The sequence below is a fragment of the Streptomyces sp. NPDC016640 genome (genome assembly GCF_043076215.1).
Taxonomy (GTDB): Bacteria; Actinomycetota; Actinomycetes; order Streptomycetales; family Streptomycetaceae; genus Streptomyces.
This window is the reverse complement of the sequence record NZ_JBIBRG010000021.1, coordinates 1-22,405: the sequence shown is the minus strand read 5'-3', so window position 1 is coordinate 22,405 and position 22,405 is coordinate 1. Positions and strand designations below refer to the sequence as shown.

At 73.0% G+C, this 22,405-nt stretch carries 16 protein-coding genes and 1 pseudogene; 12 read left to right on the top strand and 5 right to left on the bottom strand.

Features of this window, described 5'->3' with window-relative positions; all coding sequences use genetic code 11:
* The first annotated feature begins 87 nt into the window (after positions 1 to 87).
* Positions 88 to 1,779 (top strand): alpha-amylase family glycosyl hydrolase, encoded by a 1,692-nt coding sequence (locus tag ACF07S_RS31495; protein ID WP_391975731.1) that lies wholly within the window; start codon positions 88 to 90, stop codon positions 1,777 to 1,779.
* Positions 1,780 to 1,863: 84 nt separating this feature from the next.
* Here ACF07S_RS31495 and ACF07S_RS31490 read toward each other — a convergent pair whose 3' ends face one another.
* Positions 1,864 to 2,739, bottom strand: a complete 876-nt coding sequence (locus tag ACF07S_RS31490; protein WP_391966832.1) for a carbon-nitrogen hydrolase family protein — start codon at positions 2,737 to 2,739, stop codon at positions 1,864 to 1,866.
* 209 nt (positions 2,740 to 2,948) lie between these two features.
* Between ACF07S_RS31490 and ACF07S_RS31485 the strand changes: the two genes are divergently transcribed.
* The gene (locus ACF07S_RS31485; RefSeq protein ID WP_391966833.1) at positions 2,949 to 3,860 is read left to right on the top strand and encodes a LysR family transcriptional regulator; all 912 of its coding nucleotides are present in this window, start codon (positions 2,949 to 2,951) and stop codon (positions 3,858 to 3,860) included.
* A gap of 123 nt (positions 3,861 to 3,983) precedes the next feature.
* Entirely contained in the window at positions 3,984 to 5,345 is a 1,362-nt protein-coding gene (gene hisD, locus ACF07S_RS31480; RefSeq protein ID WP_391975730.1) for a histidinol dehydrogenase, read from the top strand.
* Between the two features lie 48 nt (positions 5,346 to 5,393).
* Here the strand turns inward: hisD (ACF07S_RS31480) and ACF07S_RS31475 are convergent, their stop codons facing one another.
* The gene (locus ACF07S_RS31475; protein WP_391966835.1) at positions 5,394 to 6,392 is read right to left on the bottom strand and encodes a LacI family DNA-binding transcriptional regulator; all 999 of its coding nucleotides are present in this window, start codon (positions 6,390 to 6,392) and stop codon (positions 5,394 to 5,396) included.
* 211 nt (positions 6,393 to 6,603) lie between these two features.
* Here ACF07S_RS31475 and ACF07S_RS31470 point away from each other — a divergent pair, with 211 nt between their 5' ends.
* The 7 genes from ACF07S_RS31470 (at position 6,604) to ACF07S_RS31440 (ending at position 13,889) form a co-directional block, all read left to right on the top strand.
* Positions 6,604 to 7,743 (top strand): hypothetical protein, encoded by a 1,140-nt coding sequence (locus ACF07S_RS31470; protein ID WP_391975729.1) that lies wholly within the window; start codon positions 6,604 to 6,606, stop codon positions 7,741 to 7,743.
* A 5-nt stretch (positions 7,744 to 7,748) separates the two neighbouring features.
* Positions 7,749 to 8,495, top strand: coding sequence for an alpha/beta fold hydrolase (locus ACF07S_RS31465; protein WP_391966837.1), 747 nt, complete (start codon positions 7,749 to 7,751; stop codon positions 8,493 to 8,495).
* Between the two features lie 53 nt (positions 8,496 to 8,548).
* Complete coding sequence (gene hisD, locus ACF07S_RS31460) at positions 8,549 to 9,859, top strand: histidinol dehydrogenase (RefSeq protein WP_391966838.1); 1,311 nt, start codon at positions 8,549 to 8,551, stop codon at positions 9,857 to 9,859.
* A complete protein-coding gene (locus ACF07S_RS31455) occupies positions 9,856 to 10,629 on the top strand; it encodes an SDR family NAD(P)-dependent oxidoreductase (RefSeq protein WP_391966839.1) in 774 nt (257 codons plus the stop codon). Before hisD (ACF07S_RS31460) ends, ACF07S_RS31455 begins: the two co-directional genes overlap by 4 nt.
* Positions 10,626 to 11,411, top strand: coding sequence for an HpcH/HpaI aldolase/citrate lyase family protein (locus ACF07S_RS31450; RefSeq protein WP_391966840.1), 786 nt, complete (start codon positions 10,626 to 10,628; stop codon positions 11,409 to 11,411). Before ACF07S_RS31455 ends, ACF07S_RS31450 begins: the two co-directional genes overlap by 4 nt.
* A 197-nt stretch (positions 11,412 to 11,608) precedes the next feature.
* On the top strand, positions 11,609 to 12,607 hold the full coding sequence (locus tag ACF07S_RS31445; RefSeq protein ID WP_391966841.1) for an ester cyclase: 999 nt from the start codon (positions 11,609 to 11,611) through the stop codon (positions 12,605 to 12,607).
* 274 nt (positions 12,608 to 12,881) lie between these two features.
* On the top strand, positions 12,882 to 13,889 hold the full coding sequence (locus ACF07S_RS31440; protein ID WP_391975728.1) for a glycosyl hydrolase: 1,008 nt from the start codon (positions 12,882 to 12,884) through the stop codon (positions 13,887 to 13,889).
* Positions 13,890 to 13,971: 82 nt separating this feature from the next.
* Here ACF07S_RS31440 and ACF07S_RS31435 read toward each other — a convergent pair whose 3' ends face one another.
* Positions 13,972 to 15,699 (bottom strand): SpoIIE family protein phosphatase, encoded by a 1,728-nt coding sequence (locus ACF07S_RS31435; protein WP_391966843.1) that lies wholly within the window; start codon positions 15,697 to 15,699, stop codon positions 13,972 to 13,974.
* Between the two features lie 376 nt (positions 15,700 to 16,075).
* Entirely contained in the window at positions 16,076 to 19,156 is a 3,081-nt protein-coding gene (locus ACF07S_RS31430; protein ID WP_391975727.1) for a BTAD domain-containing putative transcriptional regulator, read from the bottom strand.
* 162 nt (positions 19,157 to 19,318) lie between these two features.
* On the opposite strand from ACF07S_RS31430, the gene ACF07S_RS31425 reads away from it, so the two are divergent.
* Together ACF07S_RS31425 and ACF07S_RS31420 are read left to right on the top strand one after the other, a co-directional pair.
* Positions 19,319 to 20,524, top strand: coding sequence for a tryptophan dimethylallyltransferase family protein (locus ACF07S_RS31425; RefSeq protein ID WP_391975726.1), 1,206 nt, complete (start codon positions 19,319 to 19,321; stop codon positions 20,522 to 20,524).
* Positions 20,525 to 20,576: 52 nt separating this feature from the next.
* A complete protein-coding gene (locus tag ACF07S_RS31420; RefSeq protein ID WP_391975725.1) occupies positions 20,577 to 21,944 on the top strand; it encodes a tryptophanase in 1,368 nt (455 codons plus the stop codon).
* A 177-nt stretch (positions 21,945 to 22,121) separates the two neighbouring features.
* Here ACF07S_RS31420 and ACF07S_RS31415 read toward each other — a convergent pair.
* Positions 22,122 to 22,405 (bottom strand): annotated as a pseudogene (locus tag ACF07S_RS31415) (ATP-dependent helicase); the annotation flags it as partial.

The following is a 22,405-nucleotide window of genomic DNA, read 5'->3' as shown; positions in this document are numbered from 1 at the left end:
GTTCCCGGGGGGCGGCCGCCCCCGCCCGCCCCCACCGCATGTCCGCAACCCGCACCCACCCTGGGCACGCGCCCGAGAGGTTCACAGATGCCCCACCACGACTCCCCCGCCCCCTCGCCGCGCGACGCGGACTGGTGGCGGCAGGCCGTCGTCTACCAGGTCTACCCCCGCAGTTTCGCCGACTCCGACGGCGACGGCATCGGTGACATCCCCGGCGTCACCTCCCGTCTGCCCTACCTCGCCGGCCTCGGCGTGGACGCCGTCTGGCTGAGCCCGTTCTATCCCTCGCAGCTCGCCGACGGCGGCTACGACGTCGCCGACTACCGCGACGTCGATCCCCGTCTCGGCACCCTCGACGACTTCGACGAGATGGTCGGCACGGCCCGCCGGCTCGGCCTGAAGATCATGGTCGACATCGTCCCCAACCACTCCTCCGACCAGCACGTCTGGTTCCAGGAGGCGCTCGCGGCCCCGCCCGGCTCGGCCGCCCGCGAGCGCTACGTCTTCCGCGACGGCCGGGGCGAGGACGGTGAACTGCCGCCCACCGACTGGCCCTCGAGCTTCGGCGGCCCCGCCTGGACCCGGGTGCCGGACGGCCAGTGGTACCTGCACCTCTATGCCCCCCAGCAGCCCGACTTCAACTGGGACAACCCCGAGGTCCGCGAGGACTTCCACGACACCCTGCGGTTCTGGTCCGACCGGGGCGTCGCCGGTTTCCGGGTCGACGTCGCCCACGGCCTCGCCAAGGACCTGCGCGCGCCGTTGCGCGACCTCGGCGAGCAGCGGAGTTACCAGCCCGACGCCCTGCCGGCCGACGGCAGCCATCCGCTGTGGGACCGCGACGAGGTGCACGAGATCTACCGCGGCTGGCGGCGGGTCTTCGACGCGTACGACCCGCCGCGCTTCGCCGTCGCCGAAGCCTGGGTGCGTCCCTCGCGGCGTACGGCCTACGCCTCCGCCACCGGGCTGGGACAGGCGTTCAACTTCGATTTCCTCGGCGCACGGCTCGACGCCGCCGGGCTGCACACCCTCATCGACACCGCGCTCGCCGACGCCCGCCGCGCGGGGGCGACCAGCACCTGGGTGCTCTCCAACCACGACGTGGTGCGTCACGTCTCGCGCTACGCCCTGCCCGAGGACTGCACCAGGCAGGACATCGAGGCCTGGCTGCTCGCCGACGGCCGGGAACCGGCCCCGGACCTGTCGACGGGGGTGCGCAAGGCGCGCGCCGCGGCGCTGCTGATGCTGGCGCTGCCCGGGTCCGCGTACCTCTACCAGGGCGAGGAGCTGGGGCTGCCCGAAGTCGCCGACCTGGACCGCGCGGACCTGCGGGATCCGATGTGGGTCCGCAGCGGCGGGCGCGTCAAGGGCCGTGACGGCTGCCGGGTGCCGCTGCCGTGGACCCGCGAGGGCACGAGCTTCGGGTTCGGCCCCGGTGGATCGTGGCTGCCGCAGCCCGCCGACTGGGGCCGGTACGCGGCGGACGCGCAGAGCGGCGACAAGGAGTCCTTCCTGGAGCTGTACCGCGAGGCCCTGCGACTGCGCCGGGCACTGGTCGCGGACGAGGAGCTGGAATGGATCGGCCCGCGGGAGCGGACGCGTCGGGGGCTGCTGCACTTCGCCCGCGCCGGCGGCTGGCACACCGTCGGCAACCTCTCCGCAGACCCCGTCCCGCTGCCGCGGGGCGAGGTGCTGCTCGCCTCGGGGCCGCTGACCGGTGACGAGCTCCCGCCGTGGACCACCGCCTGGCTGCGGGCCGGGTCCGCGTCCGGCCGCTGAGGCGTGCCGTCCGGCCCCGCGTGCCGTGCGGCCGGCCCGTGGTGCCGTCCGGCCGCTCAGGCGGTCACCGCGGGACCCGCCGGCTCACGGGCCGGCTCCGCGGCGCCAGCGCTCGGGGTCGATCCGCCCCGCGTACAGCGGGAGTTCCAGCGGCGGACGGCCCTGCGCGAACGGGTCCCACACCCGGGTGAGGCCCACTGTCCCCCGCCTGCGCACCCGGCGGGCCTCGGCGAGGTCGAGCACGTCCGTCAGCACCTCCTCCGGGCCGGGCCCGGCCTCGGCGCGGGTGTGCCCCTCGGGGTCCACGACGAGGCTGCGCCCGACGCCGTCCGGCGCCGCCGCGTTGAGGCTGGCCATGAATACCTGGTTCACGATCGCGTTGGCCTGCGCGAGCACGACTTCCTGGGCGCGGTCGGCGGTGGGCGTGCGCACCAGGTTCAGTACGAGGTCGGCGCCCAGCCACGCCAGGTGGCGGGTGGTCTCGGGGAACCAGGCGTCGTAGCAGATCGTGAGGCCCACGCGTCCGTGGCCCGCCACGTCGAAGACCACGAAGCCGCTGCCGGACGCCGTGGTCTCGTGGGGCCACCACGGGAAGATCTTGCGGTACTCCGCGACCCGTTCGCCCGCGGGCGAGTAGACGGGGGCCGTGTTGTAGATCAGGCCGTCCGCACCGCGCTCGTAGACGCTGCCGGGCACGAGCCAGATGTCCAGCTCGCGCGCGAGGGCGGCCAGCCGGGCGCCGCGCGGTCCGTCCAGCGGCTGGGCCGCCGCGGTCATGACCGTCTCGGGGTCCTCGCCGGGCCGGTGCCCGCACAGGTGCAGTTCGGGGTACGCGAGCAGCCGCACACCGGGGTGCGCCGCGGTGACGCGGCGCACGTCCGCGGCGAACGCGTCCATGTCGCCGTCGGCGTGGTGCCGTGCGGCCGTCTGGACGAGGCCGATCGACAGGGGGGTCGTCATCGCTGGGGTGGCCTTCCGCACTCGGTGGCGTCCGGGGGTGCGGCCGAGCCAATCATCGTGCCGTCCACGGGACAAGCCCCCTTCCTCCAGCGGCATCCACAGGAAAACCCAGGGGCCGGCACCGGTGCCCGCCCCGGAACACCGTGGTAGAACGAGGATCACCGCGTCCGCGACGCGGACGCGCCGACTCCAGGGGACACAGGCACCGCATGACCCTCAATCAGCTGAGGGCCTTCGTCGAGGCGGAGCGGCTCGGGTCGTTCACCGCAGCGGCGCGGGCCATGGACATCGCCCAGGCGTCGGCCTCCGAACTGGTGCGCCGGCTCGAGGCGGAGCTGGACGCCGAGCTGTTCGCACGCGGCAGCCGCACCCTGACCCTGACCTCGGCCGGCCGGGAACTGCTGCCGTACGCACGGCAGGCGGTGGAGGCCGCCGAGAGCGGGACCCGGGCGGTGCGCTCCCTGGGCTCGCTGGGCGGGGGGACCGCCACGTTCGGCGTGCTCCGCAACGCGGACTACTACCTGCTGTCCAACCTCGTGCAGATGTTCCACGCCCGGTATCCGTCCGTCCGGGTCCGGCTCGTGGGGCAGAACTCGGCCGAGACCGCGGCGGCCGTGGCGGCGGGACGGATCGAGGCCGGCCTGGTCGTCCTGCCGATCGACGACGAAGGGCTGGTGGTGACCCCGCTCCTGCGTGACGAGGTGTTCTTCGTCAGCGCGAGCGAGGAACGAACCCGCGCGCCGGTGACGATCGAGGAGTTCGCCCGGGCACCCCTGGTCCTCTACGACGCCCATTACGGGTGGCAGGACCCGACCCGGCGGCAGCTCGCGGAGCGGGCCCAGCTCGCCGGGGTCGGCATCGACCCGCTGATCGAACTGGAACACGTCGAGGCCGCGCTGGGCCTGGTGGCCGCCGGGGTGGGCGACACGATCGCCAGCCGGGCGGTGGTCGCCGGGGCGGCGTTTCCCGCGGGGCTGCGCACCGCTCCCTTCGCCGATCCCCTCTACGACACGATCGCCCTGGTCAGACGGCGGGGGCAGCCGCTGTCACGGGCCACCGGGGAGCTCGCCCGGATCGCCGAGGACACCCTGCGCGAACTCCGTACCGACCTCGGCCTCTGAGCGGCCCGGCGGCACGGCGCACCGGCCTGGCCCCGCCCTCGGCCGAAGGGCAGGGAAACCCTGTGGATCGGACAGGAAGGGCCCCTCTGGTCCTGTGGCAGCGTGACGTCTAGCGTCCTCGCCATGCAGATCACCCATGACGAGGCACAGGCCCTCCCCCCGTTCCGGTGGCTCAAGAAGCCGGCCGTGGACGGTCCCCCCGCCCAGCGCGATCCCGCGGTGGTCGAGCGGGTCTCGCAGATGCTGCGGGAGATCGAGCGCAAGGGCATGGACGCGGTGCGCGCCTACGCCCAGGAGCTGGACGGCTGGTCCGGTGCCCTGGAGATCGAGGCCGCCGGGCTGAGGAAGTCGGGGGACGCCCTCCCGCCGGACGTCCGCACCGCGCTGGAGATGGGCTGCGAGCGCACCCGCCGGTTCGCCGCCGCGCAGCGCGAGCACCTGACGGACTTCGAGATCGAGGTCGCTCCCGGTGTCGCCGCCGGCCAGCGCTATGTCCCCGTCTCCCGTGTCGGCGCGTACCTGCCCGCCGGCCGGTTCCCCCTGCTCGCCAGCGCCTTCATGACGGTGAACGTGGCGAAGGCGGCCGGGGTCCCCACCGTGCTGGCCTGCACTCCCCCGTCGGGCGAGCACGGCGCGCACCCCGCGGTGCTGTACGGCGCCCACTTGTCGGGCGCCGACCGGGTGTTCGCGCTCGGCGGTGTCCAGGCGCTCGGCGCGATGGCCTTCGGCCTGCTGGGCGAGGCCCCGGTCGACATGCTGGTCGGCGCGGGCAACGCGTTCGTCACCGAGGCGAAGCGGCAGCTGTTCGGCCGGGTCGGCATCGACCTGCTGGCCGGTCCCTCCGAGGTCGCCGTCATCGCCGACGACAGCGCCGACCCGGTGTGGGTCGCGGCGGACCTGCTGGGCCAGGCCGAGCACGGCCCCAACTCCCCCGCCGCCCTGATCACCCCGTCCGAGGAGCTGGGGCGCGCCGTGATCGCGGAGGTGGAGCGCCAGCTGCGGTCCCTGGCCACCCGGGACATCGCCGGCCCGGCGTGGCGCGACTTCGGTTCCGTCATCGTGGTGGACGACCGGGCCGGCGCCGTCGCGGTGGCCGATGTGATCGCTCCCGAGCACCTGGAGATCCAGACCGAGGACGACGACTACTACCTGGAGCACCTGTCCAACTACGGCTCGCTGTTCATCGGGGCGTGGTCGACGGTCGCCTACTCCGACAAGGGCATCGCCGGCACCAACCACGTGCTGCCCACGGGCAAGACCGCCCGTTACAACGCGGGGCTCTCCGTCTCGCGGTTCCTGAAGCCGTTGACGTACCAGCGCGCCGCGAAGGAGGGGACCGCGTTCCTGGCACCCGCCGTCGAGCGCGTCTCGGCGTTCGAGGGGCTGGCGGCCCACGGCGTCACGGCGACGCTCCGCATCGACCGGATCGGGCGGACGTCCGGCGCGTTCGACGACGTTCCGGCCGCTCTGCGCGACCGGCTCTGATGTCCCGCGTGCCGCCGCGCCGCCCGACGCCGCCGGGGCCGTGAGGGGTCAGCGGGGGTGGGCGTGGGTGGCGCGGGGCACGAACTCGGCCGGCAGGACCAGGCGTTCTCCGGCCGGGTCGACGTCCTGGGCGATCCGCCGGACCAGCAGGCGTGCCGCCCGGCGCGACAGCTCTTGCAGGTCGTGCCGGACGGTGGTGAGCCGGAACACCTCCCAGGCGGCCATCGGAAGGTCGTCGAAGCCGATGACGGTGAGGTCGTCGGGGACCTTGACACCGGCCGCGAGGGCCGCGTTCAGGACGCCGATGGCGACGACGTCGTTGCCGCAGAACACCGCCGTGGGTGCCCGGCCCGCCTCGAGCAGGACGGGCAGCGCCCGGTAGCCGGTGTCGTACTCGAACGCTCCGCGCACCACCCGCTCCTCCGGCAGCCCCACGCCCGCCTCGGCGAGAGCGAGCCGGAAGCCCGTCTCGCGCTCGCGCCCCGTGGTGGTGTTGGCCGCGCCGAAGACGCCGGCGACGTGCCGGTGCCCGAGGGCCACGAGTTCCCGGGCGACGAGCCGCCCGCCGCCCTCGTTGTCGACGACGGAGGCGAAGTCGCCGGCCCGGCCGGTGTCGCGGTTGAGGAAGACATGGGGCATGCCGCGCCGCTCGAGCTGGGCGGGCAGGCGGGAGTCTGTGGTGGCGGTCGCGAGGACGACGCCGTCCATCGACTGATCCAGCAGCCTCTCCTCGGCGACCGCCTCGTCGGACCGCTCCGTGATCAGCATCATGCGGTAGCCGAGGCTGCTCAGTTCGTCGTGGAGCGGGGCGATGACGTGCGGGTAGAACGGGTTCGTCAGGTCGGTGACGATGACGCCGACCCGCCGTGTGGCACGTGTCGAAAGGGTGCGTCCGGCTTCGCTCGGCACGTAGTTCAGCGCCTCGGCGGCACGCTTGACCTTCTCGCGGGTGGCCCGGGACACGCGGGGGTCGTCGCGCAGCGCGCGGGAGACCGTGGGCTGCGAGACACCGGCCAGTCTGGCCACGTCGTGACTGGTGATCCCCATCGGCTCTCTCCTCGTCGCCCCCGGCGCCGCCCGATGGCGCAAGCCAATTCAGTATACGTATGCCGAAAATGGGTCGGCGGACCGCGCGGGCGACGCCCTTTCCGCCTCGCGACCTCCGACTGCCCCACCACGACCTGACCCTTCCCCCTTGACATCCCCCCGTCCGGAGCCTGTCATGGAATACATACGTATTCACGAGCGAGGAGCGGTCATGACCGATGCCGTCGTCACCCCCAGCGAGCTGGCCCGCCGTACGGTGCGCCGCAGTGAGTTCGTCTCCTGCAACCAGGCCTTCATCGACTGCCGTACGCCCGGTTCGGATCGCAAGGAGAACTACGCGATGATCGGGCCGGGTGTCTCGCAGGCCGCCGACCAGCACGTCAACCTCCGGCTGCCGCACGGCTACAACATCGGCGCCGCCGCCATGCCGCACGGCATCACCAACAACCTGCACCTCCACTACACGGCCGAGGTGTTCGTCTGCACCGAGGGCGAGTACCTGCTGCGCTGGGGCGCGGACGGCACCGAGGGCGAACTCACGCTCCGGGCCGGTGACATCGCCTCCGTCCCGACCTGGATCTTCCGCGGGTTCACCAACACCGGCCCGGACGACGGCTGGCTGTTCACCGTGCTGGGCATGGACGACACCGGCGGCATCATCTGGGGCCCGTCGGTCCTGCGGGAGGCGCGGAAGCACGGCCTGTACCTCACCGCGGACAACCGGCTCGTCGACACCGTCGCCGGCGACACCCTGCCGCCGGAGAGCGAGCTGGTCGGCCCCCTGGCCCAGGAGCACATCGACCGTCTGCGGCACTACACCCCCGAGGAGATGAGGCGCCGCATCGCCGCCGCGGACGAGCTGGTGTTCTCCGAACACCCCTTCCTCGACAGCACCCTGCCCGGCGGCGGCGCCCGTCTGAGCTGCGTCATCGGCTACGGCATGACCGAGGACCCGCACCAGGAGCCCCGCGTCTTCAATCCGCACGGGCACAACGTCGCCTGGCTGCGCGCCGACCCGGGGCAGGGCGTCTCACCGCACCGCCAGCACGAGACCCAGACCCTGATCGTGAAGGACGGCCTGTGGGAGATCACCCTCAACCGCACCGACCCCGTGTCGGTGCGTCTGGGCCCTCGCGACATGCTCTCCGTCCCGCAGGACGCCTGGCGCACCGTACGCAACGTCGGCGACGGGCAGGGCGACCTCCTCGTGGTGAACTCCGGTGACGGACGGGTCCGTCTGGAGTGGGACGAGGAGGTCCTCAAGAGCGCGGCGGACGCGGGCCTGGGCATCGACCACAACGGCTACGTCGCCCCGTACGCGCTGCTGCCCCGTTCCGCACGCGCCTGGTGACCGGCGTGGCGAACGAGGACACGGCCGGCCCGCTGCCGCTCGTCGTCGTGCCCGGGATGCTCTGCGACGCGAGGCTGTGGAGCGACGTCGACTTCCCCGAAGGCCACGACGTCCACCACGTCCCGCTGCGGCGAGCGGACATCGGGGCGCTCGCCGAGGACGTGCTCGCCACGGTTCCCGGCCCGTTCGTGCTCGTCGGGCTCAGTCTGGGGGCCATCGTCGGCTTCGAGGCGCTGCGCCGCGCGCCCCGGCGCGTCGCGGGTCTGTGCGTGATGGCGACCAACGCGGGAGCGCCGCGGCCCGAACAGTACGCGGCCTGGCGGGAGATGGACGAGCTGATCGCGGCCGGCCGGTTCGGGGACGTCGTCGAGCGGACGCTGCCGGACATGTTCCCCGACCGGTGCCCCACGCCCGGGGCCGCGCGGCGCTACCGCGCCATGGCGCACGCCGTGGGCGCCACCGCCGCCCGCGCCCAGCTCGCCGCGCAGGCGACCCGCACGGACGCGGCCGGCGTCCTGCGGACGGCCCGCTGCCCCACCGTCGTCCTGGCCGGAGCGCGCGACGCACTGTGCCCGCCCGCCTTCCACCGGGCGATCGCGGACTCGGTCCCCGGAGCCGTCCTGACGCTGCTGCCCGACGCGGGACACCTGCTGCCGTGGCAACGGCCCGAGGCGGTGGGCGCCGCGCTGCGCGAACTGGTCGCGGCCGCCGCCGGCACGACACCCGTGAGCACCGCGGACGCCGCCCCCTGAACGCCTCCCGTACCCGTCCCTTTCCCCTTCACCCGCAGTGGAAGAGAGCCGTCATGCCCCGACATCTCAAGTCCCCCGTGCCCGCCGCGCAGGTGACCGCGGCCCGCGCCGACGTCGCCGAGCGCGTCCACGTCATCCTCGACGACATCCGCCGACACGGCGACGAGGCGGTCCGCCGGTACTCCGAGAAGTTCGACGGCTGGAGCCCCGGGTCGTTCCGCCTGGCTCCCGACGAGATCCGGCGGATCGTCTCCCGGGTACCCGGGACGGTCCTGGACGACATCCGCTTCGCGCAGCGGCAGGTCCGCACCTTCGCCCAGGCCCAGCGGGACGCGCTGGGTGACGTCGAGATCGAGACGCTGCCCGGCGTCCACCTCGGCCACCGGCACGTCCCCGTGTCCGGCGCCGGCGCCTACGTGCCCGGCGGCCGCTACCCGCTGACCGCGTCGGCGCACATGACGATCGTCACCGCCAAGGTGGCGGGCGTCCCCCGCGTCGCCGCCTGCACCCCGCCCATCCGGGGCGAGATCCCCGCCGCGACGGTCGCGGCGATGCACCTCGCGGGCGCCGACGAGATCCACCTGCTGGGCGGCGTCCAGGCCGTCGCGGCGCTGGCCCTGGGGACCGAGACCATCGAGCGCGTCCCGATGCTCGCGGGCCCGGGCAACGCGTACGTGGCGGAGGCCAAGCGGCAGCTGTTCGGCGAGGTCGGCATCGACCTGTTCGCCGGGCCGACCGAGATCCTGGTGATCGCCGACGAGCACGCGGACCCGTTCGTGGTGGCCGTCGACCTGCTGTCGCAGGCGGAGCACGGCCCGGACTCCCCCGCCGTGCTGGTCACCACGTCCGAGGAGCTGGGCCGCGAGGCCGAGCGGCACATCGAGCGCCTGCTGCCCTCCATGCCCACCCGGGACTTCGCCGCGCCGGCCTGGCGCGACCACGGCGAGATCGTGGTGGCCGACACCCTCGACGAGGCCTTCGAGATCGCCGACTCCTACGCCAGCGAGCACGTGGAGGTGCTGACCGAGAACCCGCGCCAGGCGCTCACGAAGATGCGGGACTACGGTGCGCTCTTCCTCGGCGAAGGCACCTGCGTCTCCTACGGCGACAAGGTCATCGGCACCAACCACGTCCTGCCCACCCGCGGCGCCGCCCGCTACACCGGGGGCCTGTGGGTCGGCAAGTACCTCAAGACGGTGACGTACCAGGAGGTCACCGACACCGCGTCCTCCGCGCTGCTCGGCGAGGTGTGCGGCCGGGCCGCGCGCGTCGAGCTCTTCGAGGGCCACGCCCGCTCCGGTGACGTCCGCGCCGCCAAGTACGGCAAGGGCACCCTGCCGTGGAACGAGGAGGGCGGGGCATGAGCGACCGCACCGCGCCGCTGGCCGGCCGCACGGCGCTCGTCACCGGGGGAGGCAGTGGCCTCGGCCGGGCCGTCGCACGCTCCCTGCTCGCCGACGGGGCCCGGGTGGTGATCACGGGCCGCGACGGGAACAGGCTCGAGGAGACCGCGTCGCGGCTCGGCCCGCGGGTCTCGCACCGCGTCTGCGACGTCTCCCGCCCCGACGACGTGGACGGACTCGCCCGGGATCTGGCCGGTGAGGAGGTGTCGATCCTGGTCAACAACGCCGGGATCGCCGGCCCGGTGGCCCCGCTGACCGAGATCACCCCGCGGGACTGGGACGAGGTCTTCGACGTGAACGTGCGCGGGGTGTTCCTGATGTGCCGGGCCTTCCTGCCCGCCATGACCGCGCGCGGCGCGGGCGACGTCGTCAACATCGCCTCGGTGTCGGGCAAGCGCCCGCTGCTGCGGCGCACCCCGTACTGCGCCTCGAAGATGGCGGTCATCGGCCTCACGGCCACCCTGGCCGGCGAGGTCGGACCGCTGGGCGTCACGGTCAACTCCCTCTCCCCCGGGCCCGTCGAGGGGCCGCGCATGGAGCGCAACTTCCGTCTGGAGGCGGAGCGCACCGGCAGCACCTACGCGCAGGCCGAGCAGGCGTTCGTCGCACGCTCCGCCCTGGGCCGGATGGTCACCGAGGACGAGGTGGGCGAGGCCGTCAGCGCGATGCTGCGCATGCGCGGACTGTGCGGGGCCGACATCGACCTCTCCGCGGGGATGGTGGCACGGTGACGGCACGGAGCACACCGCACCGCGGTCTCAAACGGCGTCTGGCGGACGGCGAGCGGCTGCGGGGCGTCCTGCTGCGGCTGCCCTCGGAGACGCTGGTGGAGATGGCGGGGGTCGCGGGACTGGACTTCGTCGTCATCGACTGCGAGCACGGGCCGGCCGACACGGCGCTGCTCCAGCACCACCTCACGGCCGCGGCGGCGCACGGGATCGACGTCCTGGTGCGCGTGGGCTCGGCCGAGCCGGCGCTGGCGCTGCGCTGCCTGGATCTGGGCGCCGCCGGGCTGGTCCACCCGCACGTGGACAACCGGGAGGACGCCCGGCGGGCGGTGGCCGCCAGCCACTACCCGCCGTACGGAACCCGGGGTTTCGCCACCTACAGCAGAGCGGGCCGGTTCGGCACGGTCACGGCGGCCGACCACGTGGCCGCGTCCCGCGAGACCCTGGTCGTGACGATGATCGAGACGCGGCGCGCCTGTGACGAGGCGGACGCGATCGCCGGCACCGAGGGGGTGGACGCCGTCCTGGTGGGCCCCGCCGACCTGGCCGCGGACTGCGGCTTCCCGGAGCCCGGCGTCATCGACGGGCTGATCGCCCGGGCACACGCCGCGGCGCGGGCCAACCGGCGCGCGGTGATGACGATCGTGCCGGACCTCGAAGCCGCCGGGGCCGCCGAGCGCCAGGGGGCTCAGCTGATCGTCTACAACATGGCCCACGTGCTCATGGACACCCTGCGCTCCCTGGCCGCGTCCGGGAGGACGAGCACGGCCGAGGACCCCGTCTGACCGGCCGGGGGGGAGCGCCCTCTCCCGCGCCCTGCCCGATGGGAGGCGGGGCGCCCTCCCCGCGCGGCGCCCGACGGCGGGGGCGGGCCGCCCCCGCGTCCCGCCCGAGTCCCGGCCGTCCGGCGGGCGGCCTCCCCCACTACCCTCCCGACCATCCGGATACATACGCATTCACCTCACTACCGGAACGGAACGCCATGCCTCTGGACCCCGTCGCGTACCTCCCCTACAAGGACCCGGACGACTTCATCCGCGAGGTCACCGACCGCATCTGGGTCGACCGCGACATCGCCTACATCGTCGACAACTACGAGCCCGACTCGATCGTGCACACCAGCCTCGGCACCGTCGTCGGGCGGGACGGTGTCATCGAGGGCAGCACCATGCGCATGGCCGGCACGCCGGGCCACATCGGCCAGGCGGAGGACGTCGTGTGGGAGGCGCGCGGCGACGACGCCTTCCTCAGCTCCCACCTGGTCTTCTCCGCCGACGAACACCTCGTGGACGGCCGCCCCGTCCACATCCGCAAGCGCACGGTGGCCAACTGCCTGTACCGGCGCGGCCGGATGGTCGAGGAGTGGGTGGTGCGCGACGATCTGGCCGACTGCCTGCAGAGCGGCCTGGACCCGGCCGAGGCGGCCCGCGGGCTGGCCTTCCAGGGGTACAGCGGCTCCATGCTCGAGGAGCCGCCGAAGGACGTGCTGCTGACCGGCGTCAGCGGTACCCGTCCGGACGGGTTCCGCCCCGAGTGCGAGATGGTGCTCGAGTTCATCGAGGAGGTGTGGACGCGGCGCCGGCTGAACAAGGTCAAGGACTTCATGGACCGCGACCTGTTCCTCCACACCATCGGCGACCGCACCGTCATCCGCCCCGAGCGCTACCAGAGCGACCTCCTGACCACGGTCGGCCCCTTCCCCGACGCGCGGTTCGCCGTCCGCGACATCCAGGCGAACCACTCCCCGCGGTACGCGGGCCTGCGCGTGGCCGTCCTGTGGACCATGCACGGCACCTACCGCGGCATCCCGGCCTTCGGCCCCCTCACCGGGCGGCCGGTCACGGTGCTCGGCGTGTCCCAGTTCCTGGTCCAGGAGGGGCGCATCGTGAAGGAGGTCCGCGTCTACGACGAGATCTCGCTGCGCGCGCAGATCAACGCGGGGCGCGGGGACGGCCCCGAGGTCGCGGCCAACATCTACTGAGCTTCCCCGGCGCGGGCGGGTCCGCCACCGGTGTTCCGGTGGCGGACCCGCCCGGGGATCCCGCGACAGTGGTGGACAAGACAGCCCGGAGGTTGCGCGAAGTTCCCGTTCCGGGCATGTGGCCAGAAATGCGGCGGGGTTTAGGAAACGTTAAGTAAAATTGTCTGCCGGAAGGTTGCGGAGGACGACGCGGCCCATTGACGGATATCGGCAGGGCGGCCACCCTCATGCCGAGAAGAATTCCCGTCCGACGACCACGAAAGACGGAATCCGCATGAGGAGAATTGGTTATCGCTTTGTCTCCGCGTTCGCCGCGCCGGCCGTCGTCGCCGTCCTGCTCGCAGGGCCGACGGCCGAACCGGCACAAGCCTTTCCCGCGACGCCCAAGCAGAGTGTGCTGAACTATCTGAACTCCATTTCCGGACATCACATCGTCTCCGGCCAGCACAACAAGGAACCCGCTTCCCTGCCCGGGCAGTACACGCAGCAGGTCAAGGACGTCACCGGGCAGTACCCGGGCCTGTGGGGCGGGGACCTGATGTTCGCCGCCGATGACGTGGCCGACCGCCAACGGGTGGTGGACCAGGCGAGAACGGAGTGGGCCAACGGCTCCCTGGTCTCCCTGACCTGGCACGTCTGCCCTCCGACCGGAGGCAGCACCTGTGCGTTCGAGGGCGGTGTGAAATCGAGCGTCTCCAACGCGCAGTTCACGCAGATCCTCACCGAGGGCAGCGCGCTGAACAACGCCTGGAAGCGGCGGCTCGACGAGGTCGTTCCCTACCTGCAGCAACTCGAGGACGCGGGTGTTCCCGTCCTCTTCCGCCCGTTGCACGAAATGAACGAATCGTGGAACTGGTGGGGAAACCGGCCCGGAGCGAACGGCAGCGCACGCCTTTATCAGATCACCCGCGACTACCTCGCCGGGAGCAAAGGGCTGGACCATCTGATCTGGGTGTGGAACGTGCAGGACAACCCGGCCGGAGGGTGGAGCACCTACTACCCGGGCGACCCATACGTGGACGTCGTCTCCCTGGACGTCTGGTACAAGAACCACCCCAGTTCCGCCGATTACCAGCAGTTGCGGAGCATCGCGGGGACGAAGCCCATGGCCCTCGCGGAGATGGGCAGGATGCCGACCGCCTCACTGCTGGAGAGCCAGACCCGGTGGTCGTGGTTCATGATGTGGTCCGAGCAACTGCGCGGGAACAACACCAACGCCGAGATCCAGGCGGCGTACTTCCATCCCCGTGTACTGAACCAGGGCGAGGTCACGCTGCCCTGAGCCCCGTCCCGGGGAGGGGGACCTCGGGCGTGGCGAGTCCGGCTCGTCCGGCGCGCCCGGCGAGCGACCGCGCGGGGAGCGTCTACGCACGCGGGGGCGTGCGCAGCGCCAGCATGGCGACGTCGTCGTCGTTGTCGCCGGGACGGACCCGCTCCAGCAGCAGGTCGCAGAGGGAATCCAGGGGGCGGTGGACGAGAGAGGCCGCGTGCCGGCGCAACCGGTCCAGTCCGTGGTCGATGGATTGATGCGGTGACTCGACCAGGCCGTCGGTGTAGAACAGGACGGTGGTGCGGGGCGGCAGCACGGTGACGGCGTCGGGACGGGGCCGGATCATTCCGGTCCCGAGCAGGATGCCGTGGGCATCGGTGAGGTAGCGGGTCCGGCCGTCGTGGCTCACCAGCAGCGGGGGCGGGTGACCGGCGTTCGTCCACCACAGTCGCCACAGCTTGTCGTCGTCGAGAGTGAGCGTGGCCAGGATCATGGTCGCCATGGGGACCTCGGCTATGTGCTTCACGGCGTCGTCGAGCTGGGTGACGACGGCGCTGGGCGTGGCATGGGGCTGGGACCATGCCAGGGCCCGGAGCATGTTGCGGACCTGCGCCATGCCGGCCGCGGCGTCGAGGTCGTGCCCGACGACGTCGCCGATGACCAGGGCGCGGGCACTGCCGGTGAGGGCGAAGACGTCGTACCAGTCGCCGCCGACGGAGGAGGCGTGCGGAGCGGGTACGTACCGCGCCGTCATCTCCACCCCGGGCACGACGGGGAGCTGGGGCAGCAGGTGGCGCTGCATGGTCTCGGCGACCTTGCGCTGGCGCTGGTACAGACGCGCGTTGTCCAGCGCGAGCCCCGCGCGGCGGGTGATGTCCTCCAGCAACGGCAGATCGGCGGCGGTGAAGGCACCGGGACGCGTCGAACGTCCCAGGGTCAGGGCTCCGAGCACGTCACGCAGACCCCGGATGGGCGCGATGACGGCGGAGTGCATGCCCGTCTCGGTGAACAGGCGACCCTGCTCGACCGCGATTCCGGAATCGGGCGGGCCCTGATAGGTGGAGGGGTCGGCGAGGGAGGACGCGGCGCCGCGCAGAGCCCGCGACAGGGGCATCGGGGAGTCCTCCGGCACGGGGGGCATGGGCCCCTGCAGGTCCTCCCGTTCCACCAGGATCCCGTCCTTGTGCTCCGTCACCAGGGCGCGCCGCACCTCGTCCCGTTCGGTGAGCAGATCGATCACCGCCCAGTCCGCGAGCCGGGGCACCGTCAGGGCCGCCAGCCGGTGCAGTGCCTCGTCCGCGTCCAGGGTGGACGTCAGCTGAGTGGTCGTCTCCGCCAGCAGGGCCAGGCGGTCCAGTTCCGTCAGCGATACGTGATCCTCATGGGCGGACTCGTCCGGTACGCCCTGATCCGATCCGTACAGCAGCACGAGCGCACCCGCCTCGGCCGATCCGGAGGCGCAGGGCGCGAGGAGCCAGGACAGCCCGACGAGTGTGCCGTCCCCGCGGGCGAACCACTCCAGGTCGCCGTGCACGGTTTTCCCCGCGAGAAGCGCGTTCCTCAGCGGGCAGCGCGTACGGGGCGTGGCGTGCCCGTGGCTGTCGCGGTGCAGCAGGTCGTGGGAGTCCTGCCCGACGAGTTCCTCGAAGCCACGGCCCAGGACGCTCTGGGCCGCGCCGTTGGCCAGGACGATGAGACCGTCGTCGTCGACGACGACGACAGCCGTCCGTACGTCCTCCAGCGCCGTACCGAGCAGGGCGTCGGACCACGCCTGGGGACCGGTTGCGGGGGGAACTCCCGCACTGGTGCCGGTTACGTCCATGGTCCTCCTCGACGAATGCATGACCGGGCCGGGTTCCCCCCAAAAGCGTTCCCATGCATCGGCCGCCGCGACTTCCGCGCGATCGGCCGGATGGTGTCCCGTCACCCCGGGCGCCGCCCCTTCACCGGGCCCGCGACCGCTTCGGTGGTACGCCCCCTCACCGGGGCGGAGGCAACGGCGCCGGGAAGCGGCTCGGCTCACCGTGCCGGGCAGGCGCGGGTGCGTCACGGGCGCGGGCCGCCGCGACGAAGAGCAGCGAGCGCCCGTGCGGTTCCCGCCGGCGGCGGCTCGGGTCCGGGTGTTCCCGGGCGTCCGCGCAGGCACCGGGGCCGAGTCCTTCGGCCACCCCGGCGATGACCGGGCCACGGTACCGGCGTCACCGGGGAGGAGTCACACCGTGCGAGTCGCCGGAACGCCCGGGCCGGAGCGGTACTCGCGCGTCCGAACCCGGTGTGCCGGCCGCCTGGGCGCCCCGTGAACGTCCCGGCCGGACCGCCCCCTCCTCCAGTGCGAGTCGCAGACCGTCCTCGGCGGACGCGCCCCGGGACCACACCGCCCGGTACTCGTCGGCGTCCAGGGACGCGCGTACCCGGCGTTCGGCGGCGACGTGTGCCTCGTGGAACGGGCGCAGGCCGATCAGGGCCACCCCCGTTTCCTGCCGCAGGCGGTGGGCGGCGCCCAGGAGCCATGCCGCCCGGGTGCAGTCGCCGGTGGCCGCCACCGCCCAGGCGAGTGTCTCCAGGCCCCAGACCGGTCCCCAGCTGTCCCCGATGGCCTTCTGCCGCGTCAGCGCCTCGTGCAGGGGGGCCAGGGCGCGCTCCGCTTCGCCGTGTCGCAGCTCCACGAGCCCTGTGCACCACCGGGCCCAGGTGCGGGCCCAGTCGGCTCCACTCGCCTCGGCCTCGGCGACGTACACGTCACGAGCCGTGGAGGCCGAGACACGGTCGCCGAAGAACGCCTGTGCCATGGCCCACAGCATCGTCGCCATGTGGGCGTCGCCCCGCTGTCCGGTCGCGCGGAACCCCTCCCGCGCCTCGGCCAGCAGCGCGATGCCGGCCGGGTCGCCTCGGACGAGCATGGCGTGCGCACCCTCGATGTACGTCACCGGGGCCGCTGCCGGGCCGTCCGGCAGTTCCCGGGCCACGGCGCGGCATTCGGTCAGGAAGGTCCCGGCCGCCGGGTTGTCACCCTGGCAGAGGGCGATCCACGCCTTCATCGCCAGCGCCCCGGCGACCAGCGTCGGCGCCCCCTCGGCCGCACCGGGCGACGCGCCCGGTTCCACCCGTGCGCGTGCCCCGTCCGGGCCGGGCCCCAGCAGGCGTTCCAGCCAGTGCCGCCCCTCCCCCAGCGTGCTGCTGAAGAACCAGCATCGGGTACGAGCCAGGTTCACGGCGATCTCGACACCGGCCCCGGCCCGGTCCCGCCGGGTCGCGCAGTGATCCAGGGCCGCCCGCAGGTTGGGCAGTTCGGTGCGCAACCGGATCAGCCAGTCGACCTCACGCGGCCCGCACCATTCACGGCCGGCCCGTACCGCGGTCAGCCGGTAGAAGTCGCTGTGCCGGGCCCGCAGGAGCGTCGTGCGGCCCTCTTCCTCGAGCCGCTGCCGGCCGTACTGGCGGATCGTCTCCAGCAGGCTGTACCGGGCACGGTCACCCGAACTGTTGACCCCCACGATCGACTTGTCCACCAGCCCGGCCAGCAGGTCGAGCACGTCCTCCCGGGCCACGCCCTCGCCTGCGCAGACCGCTTCCGCCGCCTCCAGGTCGAAGCCGCCGGAGAACACGGACAGCCGGTTCCAGAGCCGCCGCTCCCCTTCGGTGCACAGGTCGTAGCTCCAGTCGACGACGCCGCGGAGGGTGTGACGGTAGCGGACCGACGTGCGCGCCTGCGGCATGGACAACAGGCGGAACCTGTCGTCGAGGCGCTCCAGCATCTCTTCGGCCGTCATCGCACTCAGCCGTACCGCCGCGAGTTCGATGGCGAGCGGGATGCCGTCGAGCCGCCGGCACAGCTGGGCGACCGCACCGCGGTTGCGGGCGGTGAGCCGGAAGGCCGGGGCGGAGCCGGCGGCACGCTCCACGAGCAGTCTCACGGCCTCGGAGCGAAGCAACGGGTCGTCGGCTCCGGCTCCGGCCGCGTCTTCCGGGCGGGCGGCGCCACCCGCGCGGTGGTCCGCGCCGGGCAGGGTGAGCGAGGGCACCGTCAGTACGTGCTCACCGGGCGCTCCCAGACGCTGCCGGCTCGTCGTCAGCACGCGCAGTCCCGGGGCAGCGCGCCCCAGCCTCAGTACGAGCGCGGCGACGTGCTCCACCAGGTGCTCGCAGTTGTCCAGGACGAGCAGCAGGTTCCGGTCGCGCACATGGCCGACCACGGCGTCCGCGGCGGGCCGCGCGGACTGGTCCCGCAGTCCGAGCGCCTCGGAGACGGCCCGGTCGAGGAGGTCCGCGTCACCCAGGGGGGCGAGGTCCGCGAGCCGGACACCGTCGGCGAAGGAGGGCGCGACCTCCGCGGCGACCCGCAGCGCGAGCCGTGTCTTGCCGACACCGCCCACTCCGGTGAGGGTGACGAGCCGGGCGGACCCCAACAGGCGCCGCACCTCCGCCAGCTGGGTTTCACGGCCGACGAACGTGGTCATCTCGACCGGCAGATCGCCGTCCCGGTCCCGGGCCGGCGAAGCCGTCCCCGCCTGCCGTACCTCGTTCAGGTTCGGGGCGGCGGCCAGCAGCCGCTGATGGGCCTGCCTCAGCCCGGCGCCGGGCGTGACGCCCAGCTCGTCGGCGAGCAGCGCGGTGACCACGCGGTAGCTCTCCAACGCCTCGCCCTGCCGACCGCAACGGAAGAGCGCGAGCATCCGCTGAGCCCAGAAATGCTCGCGCAGCGGGTACTGCTCGACGAGGCCACGGAGTTCCGGAAGCACGTCGGCGGCCCGGCCGAGGGCAAGGTCCGCTTCGATCCGCAGCTCCAGGGCATGCAGTCGCTGTTCGTCCAGCGCGGGTACGACGCCCTGGAGGAGGTGTGCGGGCAGGTCGGACAGCGGATCTCCCCGCCACAGTCCCAGGGCCTCCCGCAGCAGGGGGGCCGCGCGTGCCGCCGCGCCCTCTTCGAGGGCCGCGCGGCCCTGGCGGACGAGAGCGGTGAAACGGTGCAGGTCCAGGGCGTCCGGGGCGGCTTCGATCACGTACCCGTGGGGGCGGGTGAGCACGGGAGCGCCCCCCGCCGGACAGCCGAGCGCGCGGCGCAGACGCAGGACGTAGTTCTGCAGCGTGTTGCGCGCACGGCTGGGCGGATGCTCGCCCCACAGCCGGTTCACCAGCGTCTCCACGGTGACCACCTGGTTGGCCTGGGCGAGCAGGGCCGCCAGCAGCAGCCGGACCTTGGCCGCGTCGATGTGCACCGGCCGCCCGTCGCGCAGGACTTCGAGGGGCCCCAGGACCTTGAACTCGTACCGCGTACTCATTGTCCCCCCGGTCACCGGCCTCGGGCAGCCACGACCGCACAACGGCAAGTGACCGGCACGACACGCATTGTAGTCGCCGCGCGACCGGGAAGTGACCGGCGGGAAGCCCGGGGCGAGGACCGTGGGCCCAGCGTTCACGGCACACAGTCCTGGAGTCCGCGCATGGCCCCGAGCAACCACAGACAGCCGAACCACCCTTCCACGGCGACGGCGTCCGCGCAGGTCGTCGCCGGTGCGACCCTGGGCGAGCGGGTGGGTGGACAACTGCGTCGGGTGTGCCGTGCGGCGGGATTCACGGACCCCGACGGCGTCTGCGAGGCACCGCGCCTGGACCTGCTGGACCTGCTCGGCCCCGCCGCTCGGCGTCCGCTGTGCGCCGGCCCGCCCTCCCCCTCGTTCGTCTGCGACGACCACTCCCCGGTGGAGTTCTCCCTCGCGTTCACGGCGGGGAGCGGGACGGCCGTACGTGTCCTGGCCGAACCCGGCTGCACGGCGGCCACGCTGGAGGAGAACGGCCGTCTCGGCCTGCGGGCCCTGGAGGCACTGGCCTCGCGCCGGGCCTTCTCGACCGAACCGGTACGCCGGGTGGAGGACCTCTTCTTCCCGGCAGTCCACGGCCCCTTCGCACTGTGGTGCGCGATGGACCTGCGACAGGGCCGGCCCCCGGGCTTCAAGGTGTACGTCAATCCGCAGGCCCACGGCCGGGAGTGGGCCGCCCGGGTGGTGGAGGAGGCACTGAGCCGGTTCGGGTTCGGGCGAGCATGGCGCGCGTTGCGGGAACGAGCCACGCCACGGGGCCCCGAAAGGGACGAGATCCTGTTCTTCGCGCTGGATCTGGGCCGGTGGCACGCACCACGGGTGAAGGTCTACGTCGCTCACCACGACGCCACCGCCGCGGAAGTGCATGCCGTTTCCCGCCTGCTGCCGGGAGATCGTGCCGGGCGGGTGGGCGAGTTCTGCCGTGTGGTGGGAGGCGCCCCCCGGCGCTTCGCTCACCGGCCCCTGGTGTCCTGCCTTTCCTACACCGAACGGGACCTGGAGCACCCCAGCGGCTACACCGTCCACGTACCGGTCCGCGACTACGCGCGGAACGACGGGATCGCCCGGAACCGTGCCGTCGCCGTTCTCCGGTTGCACGGCATGGACACCGCCGTCATCGACCGCGCGTTGGCCGCGATGACGTCGCGCCGCCCGTCCGACGGGGTGGGTCTGATCGCCTACGTGTCCCTCGTGCGGAGCACCTGGCAGCCCACTCGCGTGAACGTCTACTTCTCGCCGGAGGCTTACGGGGTCCGCCCTCCGTACGCGAAGGAGCGGCGGCGCGCCGATGCCGTCGCCGACGCACGCCGGCGCCGTACCACCGGATGACCGTGCAGACCGTGCAGACCGTGCAGACCGTGCACCAGGAAGGGTGAGGGCTGTGGAGCCGTACAGGATCAAAGTCGTCGAACCGATTCCGGTGACGACGAGGGCACAGCGCCAGCGAGCCCTGCGGCGCGTGCACTACAACTTGTTCGGGCTGCGTGCCGACGAGGTCACGATCGACCTGCTCACGGACTCGGGAACGGGTGCTCTGTCAGCGGCGCAGTGGGCCGCGGGCATGGCCGGCGACGAGTCCTACGCCGGGTCGCGGTCCTTCTACCGCTTCCGGGAAGCAGTACGGGAACTGACCTCCTACCCCTGTGTCCTGCCGGTCCACCAGGGCCGGGCGGCGGAGCGCATCCTCTTCTCCACCCTGCTCGCTCCGGGCCGGATCACGCTCAGCAACACCCACTTCGACACCACGCGCGCCAACGTGGAACTGGCCGGCTGCCAGGCGGTGGACCTTCCCTGCCCGCAGGCCCAGGATCTCGACAGCGACGAGCCGTTCAAGGGCGACATCGACCTGCGTCGGCTGGACGAGGCCCTGCGTGGCCCCGACGCCTCCCGGATCGCCCTGGTCATCATGACGCTGACCAACAACGGCGCGGCCGGCCAGCCGGTGTCGATGGACAACCTCGCCCGAGCCGCCGGCCTGTGCCGGAAACACTCGGTTCCGCTCTTCCTCGACGCCGCCCGTTTCGCGGAGAACGCGTGGCTGGTCACCCAGCACGAGCCCGCGTACCGCGGCATGAGTCCGCGGCAGGTCGCCGAGCAGGCGTTCCAGCTGGCGGACGGCTGCCTGATGAGCGCCAAGAAGGACGGCATCGTCCACATCGGCGGCTTCCTCGGCCTGCGCGACCACGCCCTCGCCGAGCGGTGCGAACTGCTGCTCATCGCCACGGAAGGCTTCCCCACCTACGGTGGCCTGGCCGGCCGGGACCTGGACATGATCGCCCAGGGGCTGACCGAGGTCACCGATCCCCAGTACCTCCGGTCCCGCGCCGACGCCGCCCACCATCTCGCCCGCCTGACCCGCGACGCCGGGATCAGCATCATCGAACCGCCCGGCCTGCACGCCCTCTACCTCGACGCCGGCCGTCTGCTTCCGCACATCCCCGCGCATCGCTTCCCCGGCCATGCGCTCGCCTGCCAGCTCTACCTGGAAGGCGGCATCCGCTCGGTGGAACTGGGTTCGCTCTACCTCGGCCGCGAGGACGAGAACGGCACACCGGTCACCACGGCACCCTACGAACTGGTGCGGCTCGCGCTTCCCCGCCGGACCTACGGCCTCAGCCACCTCGACCACGTGGGCGAAGTCCTGGCAGCGGCAGTGAAGTCCAAGGAGCGGATCCCCGGCTACCGCCTGGTCGAGCAGCCCTCGTTCCTCCGTCATTTCCGCTGCAAGCTGGAACCCGTCCCGTCGTGACGCCCGGACAGTCCTGGCCCGCGCGGGCCGGAGCCCGGCATCCGATCCGGCCCCACCGCGGTGCGCGGGCCCGCTGCCGGCCGGGGCCGCCGGTTCGAGCGCATCGAACGGGTCCTGACCGGACGACGCCGGGGCCCACCGCGGGGCTTCACCCGGCAGCGGACCCCGGCCGAACCGTCAGGCCGCCGCGTTGGCGGTGGGCTGGCGGGCGGGTGCGCGGCGGGCCGCCGAGGCGGGGCGGCGCCGGCCGCGCGAGGTGGTGCCGCGCTTGGGGCGTTCGGTCACCGGTGCCTTGATGACGACCGGGATGCCGGAGGGGGTCTGGGCGCCGGTGATGCGGTGCAGGGCCTCGTCGCCCGAGCGGACCTGGGTGGTCTGCGGCCGGATCCCGGCGTCGGACATGAGGCGGTCCATGCTGCGGCGCTGGTTCGGGGTGACCAGGGTGACGACGCTGCCGGACT